This window comes from Cysteiniphilum sp., from assembly GCF_057495195.1.
In genome coordinates, this window is record NZ_JBXTEF010000011.1 from 1 (window position 1) to 3,385 (window position 3,385).

Sequence of the window (3,385 nt, forward strand, 5' to 3'; positions counted from 1 at the left end):
TTGCTCTGTTTATTCTAGCAATAACACACTACATCAATATTAAATTTAAATTGACACAGTTTTATGAACACTCCCGTCGTTAGCTTTTTTGACGTGTGTTAGGCGATTATCTTTTGGTTTTTTGTATCTCATGTGCGGTTTCCTATAATGCTGAGTGTATGAATAATGGGTAAGGTGATAAGAAAATTAAAAAAATTGCTGTATTAAGTTGCTGTTAATCTTTAGCAGTCTATACTTAGGGTCATTAGTCAAGGTGTCTTACATCTCCCTTCCCTCCCCTTGATAAATAGCACCTTGACTAAATCAGATATATTGCCTTTGTTTGAATTAATTATCGATAACCATTAAGACCGGATACGTGCAATATTAGGACATCTCGACAGAATATTACCGTTTTAACAAAAAATAGCCGTTTGCTTAAAGCCTTACTGTACATGGTGTTGAGTGATTTTTTTGTTTCAAAACAGGGAAAATTGGAGGGCTGTGCAGGGAACCCATAGCGTAGTCGGAATACGTCAGTAAATCGGTCATAGTGATTTAAAAATCGCCCTCTAGCCCATATTCCATAAGCGATTTCTAATGTTTTGTTTAAAAGATGATCTTGCATTCCTGTCACTTCTTCCACAGAGGTATTATTGAGCTAATCAGATAATGACTAGGCGATCAGTTTAAAAATAACCAATAGCAATCAAAGCCATATAAAATATAGCGTTAAGGTGATTTTTGGGAAAAACCAGTGCTATCTGGAATTATGCTATTGTGGCGGCTCAGCGAAGAAAACCTACTTAGCATCAACGACAATTACACTGTCATTGACAACAATATATAATATAGCGCAAGCCTATATGATATAGGGCTTGGCGTGAGTTTAAACTCACATTTAATTATCATTGATTTTGTCAGTTATGGTGGCTCCGCCAAGAACACTTAATAGCAACTTAGCCGATTTGTCCAATATTTTCAGTTGGCTAAAAATGCAAGGTCATCTCTACCTAAGCCACACTCTCACGCTGAAATGGATTACTAAAAGTCTGCCTTTCTCTTGTTAGCAAATTATGATGCGTCACTTGATGACGTGGTAATGCCATATCATTGTAGTTTTCAACCTCAATGATTACAGCATGATCAATGACAAGTTGAGTTTTACGGTTGTCTAAACAATAGTTGATCATGAACCTTGCTTTTCTGGCATGACTACCATCGTTAAAGTAAAAGTACACGGCTGCATATAAGTCATCGTCTATATGATGATGAATAGCGACAACGTATTTTCTGTCATCTGGCTCAAATAAGGTAACGTCTTTGTAGACTTCAATATTTTCAAGGTGCATTGGTAATATTAGCTTACTACCTTGAAGCTTGATTTTATCGTGAATATCACGTTGTATATTTAATTTTAGTTTCACGCGAGCTCACTCCCTCTAACTTAACTGAATATTATTTTTTTTGATGTCCGATTACGACCAAATATGCGTTTAGAAAAAATCTTTACGGTTTTCGGCTGCTAGCGCGGGCGTTTTTTTCCTTAAATTTTCAAAATAAGCCTATAAATCCATTTTTTTAGCAATTTTGATCAAAATTTCAGCTTCCATATTTGAGCGCTGTTTAATTATCTCTAATATGCCAATGCAATTGTTCAAAATCAATAAAAAATACGCTTAAATCGAATTTATTGGCGATTTTATGTTTTTAAATATTAATTATGATTATTATTTGTACTTGTGGCATTAAATTATGGGTGGTTTATCATATTTTTAACTTAAGGCGCACTGAACAAAAAACAATCCCCATTTTTGGGGGTTCTTCCAATGAGGTTAAAAATGGGTATTTTTAGCGGTAATTTCCACCTATTGTATTATTTACAGTCAGACTAGCCCATAGCGCAAGTTCAGGAGTTTACACTATTCAACCACTTTACATTACTTGGGGTAGAGCAATAGACCCTTATATTGATTGCTTTTTAAACGAATGGACTAAAACCGTGCCAGAGCAACAGAGGTTAATGCATCACTGAATCTTAGCACCTAAGATTTAACTGCCTCATTTCCTGTTTTGCAACCACGATTGTGGTAAGAAAACAGGCTGCTTAAATTCTGATCTTGCATTTTTGTCACTTCTTCCACATAGCCCGTTTTAGCAATATTATTGGATATATTTCAAGCGAAAATAGTCAGGGTGGTCTGTGAAAGCACGTACCTTAACAACGGGCTATGGGTGAGTAGACCGACCAAGGGGTATTTGAAAAAATTTACAGATTTCACCCTTTAGCACAACAGCTTTTTAAGGTTATATTTCATACCGAAGTGGGAATTTTGGACTGAATCTTGATTGACTGCATTTTTAAAATCTATTGTTTAATATGGATTTCAGTTGTTTTGTAAATATTTTTCAGATGCTTTTAAATAAGGTTTTGCGCTCAGTTTATACCAAAATATTTACAGATTATCTCTTATCGCACGAGACATGTTTTTGACTAAAGTTTAACCCGAAGTGGGACTTTTGTCCCAAATCTTTAAGGCTAATGTTTCGTCTTAGTGCTAATTTCTTTTTTTAGCTTAAGGACAGTATTAAGATCAAGATTAGTAGCTTGTGCAATTTGCTCATTAGACAAACCCATGCCTAACAAGTTACGTGCTGTTTCTTGTTTGCCTTGTAGCAAAGTATCTTGCTTAACTTTTTCCTCTCGTCTTTCTAGGTAATTCATAAACTCACCACCTGTATTCTCATTAATAACATCGATTAACTTGTCTATCGCTTCACTGTCAACATCATTGCGACTTTCTATATATGAGAATACTTGATTTAACAAATTATTGCCAGATTTTATGAAATAAATCGCTTGATGTGGGTACTGTAACAGCCATTCTATCATCTTGTCTGCTAAATTATCACGACTGTGTTTAAGCATATATTCAAAGACTAAATTCGCATCAAATTTGCCTAAATCACCATCGCTCATGACGGTTAAATCTAGCAAGTTAAATGACTTGAACATATATTCTTGGGCTATTTCTTTATCCGCAAAGCAGTCCATCAAGTTGGTAGAGTAAGGATACGGTGACTCTGTGCCGTGATAGATCACTGATGGCAAAACAATAGGCAACTTATCATTTTCCTGCTGCACATGCTGTTGCATGATCTGAATCACATACAACAACAGCCTAAACGCCATTAGCTCGTCACTGCTTGATTGATGTTCAAAAAGAAGATAAATATATACATCTTTACCGTTAAGCTTAGTCATATACAGCACATCACCGACCACTTTACGCAAGTTGTGCTGTATAAATTCAGTCGGCACTTGCTTCAAATGTTTTAAATCAAGCTTGCTCACCAACTCCTTTGAATATATCTGTTTCAGTAATGCCTTTGCTTTGCTTTTTTC

The 3,385-nt window shown here is 35.4% G+C and carries 2 protein-coding genes; both read right to left on the reverse strand.

From position 1 onward, the window contains the following. Positions 1-992: 992 nt before the first annotated feature. A complete protein-coding gene (locus ACY10D_RS01225) occupies positions 993-1,406 on the reverse strand; it encodes a hypothetical protein (protein WP_486998994.1) in 414 nt (137 codons plus the stop codon). Between the two features lie 1,112 nt (positions 1,407-2,518). After that, positions 2,519-3,385: Rpn family recombination-promoting nuclease/putative transposase (locus ACY10D_RS01230; protein ID WP_486998995.1), on the reverse strand; the 867-nt coding region annotated here is incomplete at its 5' end.